Consider the following 5,167-nt stretch of genomic DNA (forward strand, 5'->3'; position numbering starts at 1 on the left):
CGGCAATGATGCTGAGCTCCTTCTGGGCGATGGCCAGCTGGCGCATCTTCCACATTAGGAAGAAAAGGAAGGAGCCGCCAAGGATGAGCGGCAGGAACAGGTCGGTGAGCTTGGCCCAGAGCAGCGCTTCGGGTGACAGCGAGGCGAAGTTGAAGGAATCGACGAAGAAGGCCGCGGCAATGAAGAATGCCGTGCCGGCAACGGTGACCAGCGCGACCCTGCCCCAACTGGTGGGGGACAAATCGATGCGCATGGCATTGCTCCCACTACAACTGGCCTATTGTGGAGCGCGAGCGCAAACGAAGTCCTAATATATTGGCTTCAATGGGAATGTGGTTAACCAGGCGTCGAGCGCGCCGCACCGCGATACCAGCTGAAGAAGGCCCGCCGACGCAGCGGCGGCTTTGCGATTGGCCAGAGGCGCTCGTCAGCGCGCCGTCAACGACGCGAAATCATCAGGCAGAGCGCCCTCAGATCACGATCATAGGTGCCCTCGCTGCTGAGCACATCGACGCAGCGCTTCTTCATCCGCGACAACTGGCTGCTCGACATTTGCGCGACGGCGGAGGACAGGTTCGTCGTTCCCGGCGGCGTCGCGCCGACGGTTCCAGGAACGGCGGCGCCCGCGCCGAGGGCGACGCCAGCGCCGCTCGTGCCGCCGGTCGTCACGTTGAGCGCGCTATTGGTGCCGTTGCCCAAAGTCGCATCGGCTCCAGCCCCGTTGGTGCCGCCGATGGATGCGGTGGCCGTGGAACTGCTGCCGCCGATGGTGGCGTTTCCGCTGCCGCCGCTTGCGCCGCCGATCGAAACCCTGGCGCTGCTGTTGCTGCCGCCGAAGGATGCATTGCCGTCAGCCCCATTTGGGCCGCCCGCATTGGCGTCGGCGCTGTTGCCGCCTACGGATACGCCGCCGAGGCTGCCGACCCCGACGCTCTGGGCGCTCGCAGGCATGGCAAGAGCAACGACGATTGCACCACTCGCCAATGTGCTGGCGAATCTTTTTACGATACTGGCCATGACACTCTCCCTGTGGTTTTGTATTTCCGCCTTGCACCGTTTGTTGCGCTTTTCTAGAGCGCGTAGCTTTTGAGACAGAAATACGCCGAGAGTGCCCTTTCGGTTTCTTTAGCTATTTCGCATGTGACGAATCGTATTTTTCAAAAACGATACTTCTGCTTTAAAAATATAGACGAAATTGAAGTGTTTCTTAATTTTTTTGAATTGGCCAACCGGACTCCCGTAAGCTTCAGGCGTAGGCGCGGCCTTCTTCGGAGCGCTGGAACTGCATCAGGTCAAGCGACACCGAGGGTCTGCCGAGGACGGTAAGGCACATATGCGCCTGGCCGCGATGGTGGGTCTGGTGATTGAAGAGATGGCTGAGCGCCGGCGCCAGCCGCTGCGAAACGGTGCGCATGTCGGTGGTCATATAGGAAAATCGCCCGGTGAGCGCCTTATCGGTCATGCCGCCCATCCAGTCGACAATCCTCCTGTCCTCGGCCTCGCGTGCCAGGCGCAAGCCCGGGAAGGCGCGATAGAGGATCGTCGCAAGGTTTGAGGGCGCGTCCCCCTCGCCCGTAAAGCGCTTCATCCAGACGCGGTCGGTGACGAGCAGGTGATTGAGCGTGCCCAGCATCGAGCCGAAGAAGGCGCCGACATCGCGGCCGAGTTCCTCTTCGCTGAGATCGGCGGCGGCATCATAGATGCGCGTGTTGGCCCATTGATTGTAGGCCGCAAACATCATGAAATGCTGTTTCATTCTTCCATCCGGCTCGCAACGAATCCCGGCTCTTCGTAACCCGCAGGAACCGTAATGACCATTCTGTTCTATGATCTCGTCGGCCACGACGCAAAACGCCCATTCAGTCCGCATTGCTGGAAGACGAAGATGGCGCTGGCCCACAAAAGGCTCGACGCCACCAAGGTGCCGACGCGCTTCCTGGAAGTCCCCAAGGTGGAAGGCGGCGTCTCGAAGACGGTGCCGGTGATCCGCGATGGCGAGCGCGTGGTGGCCGATTCCTTCGCCATCGCACTTTATCTCGACGAAGCCTACCCCGAGCGGCCGACGTTGTTCGGCGGCGAAGGCGGCAAGGCGACGGCGCGCTTCATCGAACGCTGGTCGCAGCTCACCATCCATCCTTACCTCATGACGGTGCTGCTCACCGATCTGCACAGCATGCAGGACGAGGCGAACCGCGCCTATTTCCGCGAGAGCCGCGAGCAGCGGCTCGGCAAGCGGCTCGAAGAGGTGGTGGCCGGCCGCGACGAGGGGCTTGCCGGCTTTCGTGCCTCGCTCGAGCCGCTGCGCTCGATGCTCAGCTATCAGCCTTTCATCGGCGGGACATCGCCGCTGTTTGCCGACTACATCGTGTTCGGGGCGCTGCAATGGGCGCGCGTCGCCTCGCCCTACCAGCTGCTCGAGACGGGCGACGGCGTTGCCGAATGGTTCGAACGCTGCCTCGACCTGCATGGCGGAATCGGCCGGCAGGTCGCCGCGGCGGCGTAAGCGCTAATCTTCCTCTTGTGGGAAGATGTCGCCGAAGGTGACAGAGTGGGCGCCTCAACAGCTGCGGCGCCTACTTGCGAGAGAAGAAGTCGGCGTTTCACGCGCGGCGCCCCGCTCTGGCCTGCCGGCCACTCCCCCTCAAGGCGGGAATTTTCCGGCTTCATCCTTTTCGACCAGCCTGACGCAGATCGGATCGCCCTCTCCCATGCGGGCGCATTGCCATTCCGGGCCGAAGCCGAAATTCTGCTGTCCGGTTTGTGGAAAGAACAGCAGGACGAAGACGATCACGGCAAGGACCACGGCCATCAAGAAAATGCCGGCGATATCGTCGCGTTTGAGGTGGGCCCGGTTCATCGCCTCCTGCTCCGCTGCCGCGGCGCTCCGGACTGCACGCGAAGCGCGCTCTCAGCCGTCCAATTATCCCGCAAACAGCCGGCCTTGACCAGAAGCCGCCTCCCCTTGGCAAGCCGCCAAGCGGCTTGTATAGAGCCCGCCACTCCAATTTCCATTCCCAGAACAAGGACGACCCAATGGCGATCGAACGCACCTTCTCCATGATCAAGCCGGATGCCACCAAGCGCAATCTGACCGGCGCCATCACCAAGATGCTGGAAGACGCGGGCCTCAGCGTCGTCGCGTCGCGTCGCGTATGGATGAGCCGCCGCGAGGCCGAAGGCTTCTACGCCGTCCACAAGGATCGTCCTTTCTTCGGCGAGCTGGTCGAATTCATGTCGTCGGGCCCGACCGTCGTGCAGGTGCTGGAGGGCGAGAACGCCATCGCCAAGAACCGCGAAGTGATGGGCGCCACCAACCCGGCCAATGCGGCCGAGGGCACCATCCGCAAGGTGCATGCGCTGTCGATCGGCGAAAATTCGGTGCACGGCTCGGACGCGCCGGAGACCGCCGCGCAGGAGATCAGGTACTGGTTCTCCGACACCGAGATCGTCGGCTGAGACGCTTCGGTCCCGGCAAGGCGGCTCTCGGGCCGCCTTTTTGTTGGAGCGGGCCGGCCGTGCAGGCTTTAGGAACGGGCGATGCCCGCGGCTGCGCCGGAGGCCTCCGAGCCGGCGAGAAGTGCCATGCTCTCCTCCCTGATCACCTGGTGATCGGCAAGCGGTTGAACCTGGTCGCCATGAGATAGCCGAGCCAGGCCGACGCAAGCGACAGCACCACCACACTGACAAGATAGGTCGCCGCAAGGCCGAGGTCGCCCTCGAGAAGCAGGATGAAGGTGTCGAGGCTCATCGACGAAAAGGTGGTGAGACCGCCGCAGAAGCCGCCGGTCACGAACTGGCGGCCGGCCGGGCCGACCATCAAGCGTCCATCCGGCCGGGTCAGCGTGGAAAAGAACATGATGACCCAGGAGCCGACGACGTTGACGAACGCCGTTGCAAGCAGCGGGCTCCAGCCCAGCAGCGAGACGACGACGTAGCCGCATAAAAAGCGCGCCAGCGAACCGATGGCCGCGCCGCAGCCCACCGCCAGATAAAGCCGCATGGCTGTCTGTCTATCGTTTCCAAACATGCGCCCTACCCCGCCATCCGCACGACGGTCCAAAACCCAAAGGCGACGGCAAGCACGCAGAGCGCCGCCGAAGCCACGATGTTGAGAGCGGCGAGCCGCCGCTCGCCGTCGAGCGCGAGGTTGAGCGTCTGCAGGCAGAAGGACGAAACCGTGGTGTAGCCGCCGAACAGACCGACCACGATCAGGTCGCGCACGAGTTCGGCGGAAAAGATGCCGCCGACGGCCCGCGCCGCGCCTGCGAAGGCGCCGATGGCAAGCGCGCCGGAGACGTTGACCACCAGCGTGCCCCAGGGAAAGGTCTCGCCGACGCTGCGGCCGAAAAGGCCCGACAGGAAGAAGCGGGAAACACCGCCGAGGAAGCCGCCGATCAGGACCAGGGCGCAGGCCGCAAGGCTCATCGCTTCTTTGCCTTTCCACAAAGCGATTCCTCGCGGGAATCGCGCCATCAAGACAGGCGTGTGCGAGCGGAAAAAGAAATCCTGCCGCGCGAAAGCACGCCTGGCAGGAGTCATCAGCCCAGATGCGAAAAGCTCGGGCGGTTTCGGGGGAACCCCATCCCCATTTGACGAGGGAAACTAGGTGGTCGCGGGGTCGCGGTCAATCGGGGCCACTATGGTTGCGACGCGCTTCTTCGCGCCCCGTTAACATTTGCCGAATCCGTTATGGTGGCGCACGCGGTGGCGGACGAGAGACCGGAACTCCCGGGGCTGACGCAGAAGCGGCCGCGATCCCTCGTCTCTATGCGTTTCCGGCGTGTCGGAAATTTTGCGAACCAGGCTACGACGTGACCTTCTTCAGCACGATGGTCTGCGGCTTGCCGTCCAGCGGATCGACCTGGTGGCGAGTGTCGGTGAGGAAGATCAGCCGGTCATCGACCGTTATGCGGGCCTGCAGCGCGTAGGCCCTGCCGGGCTGGATTGCCTTGGGATCGAAGCCGATCTCGAATTTGATCGGCACCTGGCCGGCCACGACGATCTTGCGCTGGCCGACGAGCGTCGCCGGCGCGCCGGCCAGCGAGATGTCGGCGAGTTCGACCGAAAGCACGGCATTGGGCGGCAGCGCGATGCGCTCGCGATAGGTCACCTCGCCGGCAATCGTCTTTTCGGCGGCACTGGTGAACTCCGGCACGGCAAGCACGCC

The 5,167-nt window shown here is 63.4% G+C and carries 9 protein-coding genes, 1 pseudogene and 1 riboswitch; of the genes and pseudogenes, 3 read left to right on the forward strand and 7 right to left on the reverse strand.

What is annotated here, in order from left to right:
* Positions 1-253: pseudogene (locus EOA60_RS17665) on the reverse strand (GGDEF domain-containing protein); the annotation flags it as partial.
* A gap of 185 nt (positions 254-438) precedes the next feature.
* The gene (locus EOA60_RS39060) at positions 439-699 is read right to left on the reverse strand and encodes a hypothetical protein (RefSeq protein ID WP_245307739.1); all 261 of its coding nucleotides are present in this window, start codon (positions 697-699) and stop codon (positions 439-441) included.
* Between the two features lie 34 nt (positions 700-733).
* On the opposite strand from EOA60_RS39060, the gene EOA60_RS39065 reads away from it, so the two are divergent.
* A complete protein-coding gene (locus tag EOA60_RS39065; protein ID WP_245466673.1) occupies positions 734-1,090 on the forward strand; it encodes a hypothetical protein in 357 nt (118 codons plus the stop codon).
* A gap of 156 nt (positions 1,091-1,246) precedes the next feature.
* Here EOA60_RS39065 and EOA60_RS17675 read toward each other — a convergent pair whose 3' ends face one another.
* Positions 1,247-1,756: a DinB family protein gene (locus EOA60_RS17675; RefSeq protein ID WP_095823614.1), complete on the reverse strand. Its 510-nt coding sequence runs from the start codon at positions 1,754-1,756 to the stop codon at positions 1,247-1,249.
* Between the two features lie 54 nt (positions 1,757-1,810).
* On the opposite strand from EOA60_RS17675, the gene EOA60_RS17680 reads away from it, so the two are divergent.
* The gene (locus EOA60_RS17680) at positions 1,811-2,503 is read left to right on the forward strand and encodes a glutathione S-transferase family protein (RefSeq protein ID WP_095823615.1); all 693 of its coding nucleotides are present in this window, start codon (positions 1,811-1,813) and stop codon (positions 2,501-2,503) included.
* Between the two features lie 138 nt (positions 2,504-2,641).
* Here EOA60_RS17680 and EOA60_RS17685 read toward each other — a convergent pair whose 3' ends face one another.
* Positions 2,642-2,857, reverse strand: coding sequence for a hypothetical protein (locus EOA60_RS17685; RefSeq protein ID WP_095823616.1), 216 nt, complete (start codon positions 2,855-2,857; stop codon positions 2,642-2,644).
* A 176-nt stretch (positions 2,858-3,033) separates the two neighbouring features.
* On the opposite strand from EOA60_RS17685, the gene ndk reads away from it, so the two are divergent.
* Positions 3,034-3,456 (forward strand): nucleoside-diphosphate kinase, encoded by a 423-nt coding sequence (ndk, locus tag EOA60_RS17690; RefSeq protein ID WP_095823617.1) that lies wholly within the window; start codon positions 3,034-3,036, stop codon positions 3,454-3,456.
* Positions 3,457-3,598: 142 nt separating this feature from the next.
* On the opposite strand, the gene crcB (EOA60_RS17695) is transcribed toward ndk, so the two are convergent.
* From crcB (EOA60_RS17695) to EOA60_RS17705, 3 genes are all read right to left on the reverse strand, one after another.
* The gene (gene crcB / locus EOA60_RS17695) at positions 3,599-4,000 is read right to left on the reverse strand and encodes a fluoride efflux transporter CrcB (RefSeq protein ID WP_245322282.1); all 402 of its coding nucleotides are present in this window, start codon (positions 3,998-4,000) and stop codon (positions 3,599-3,601) included.
* A gap of 32 nt (positions 4,001-4,032) precedes the next feature.
* Complete coding sequence (crcB, locus tag EOA60_RS17700) at positions 4,033-4,425, reverse strand: fluoride efflux transporter CrcB (RefSeq protein ID WP_095823910.1); 393 nt, start codon at positions 4,423-4,425, stop codon at positions 4,033-4,035.
* A gap of 97 nt (positions 4,426-4,522) precedes the next feature.
* A riboswitch (Fluoride riboswitch) is annotated at positions 4,523-4,596 on the reverse strand.
* 208 nt (positions 4,597-4,804) lie between these two features.
* Positions 4,805-5,167: YbaY family lipoprotein (locus EOA60_RS17705; protein ID WP_206628152.1), on the reverse strand; the 363-nt coding region annotated here is incomplete at its 5' end.

Origin of the sequence: Mesorhizobium sp. M1A.F.Ca.IN.020.06.1.1, assembly GCF_004023265.1 — a bacterium.
In the GTDB taxonomy this organism is placed as follows: Bacteria; Pseudomonadota; Alphaproteobacteria; order Rhizobiales; family Rhizobiaceae; genus Mesorhizobium.

Bases quoted from the DNA above. Each gene is read 5' to 3' on its own strand.
- EOA60_RS39065 (WP_245466673.1), top strand. From the start codon at position 734: ATGGATGCGGTGGCCGTGGAACTGCTGCCGCCGATGGTGGCGTTTCCG.
- EOA60_RS17675 (WP_095823614.1), bottom strand. From the start codon at position 1,756: ATGAAACAGCATTTCATGATGTTTGCGGCCTACAATCAATGGGCCAAC.
- EOA60_RS17680 (WP_095823615.1), top strand. From the start codon at position 1,811: ATGACCATTCTGTTCTATGATCTCGTCGGCCACGACGCAAAACGCCCA.
- EOA60_RS17685 (WP_095823616.1), bottom strand. From the start codon at position 2,857: ATGAACCGGGCCCACCTCAAACGCGACGATATCGCCGGCATTTTCTTG.
- ndk (WP_095823617.1), top strand. From the start codon at position 3,034: ATGGCGATCGAACGCACCTTCTCCATGATCAAGCCGGATGCCACCAAG.
- crcB (WP_245322282.1), bottom strand. From the start codon at position 4,000: ATGCGGCTTTATCTGGCGGTGGGCTGCGGCGCGGCCATCGGTTCGCTG.
- crcB (WP_095823910.1), bottom strand. From the start codon at position 4,425: ATGAGCCTTGCGGCCTGCGCCCTGGTCCTGATCGGCGGCTTCCTCGGC.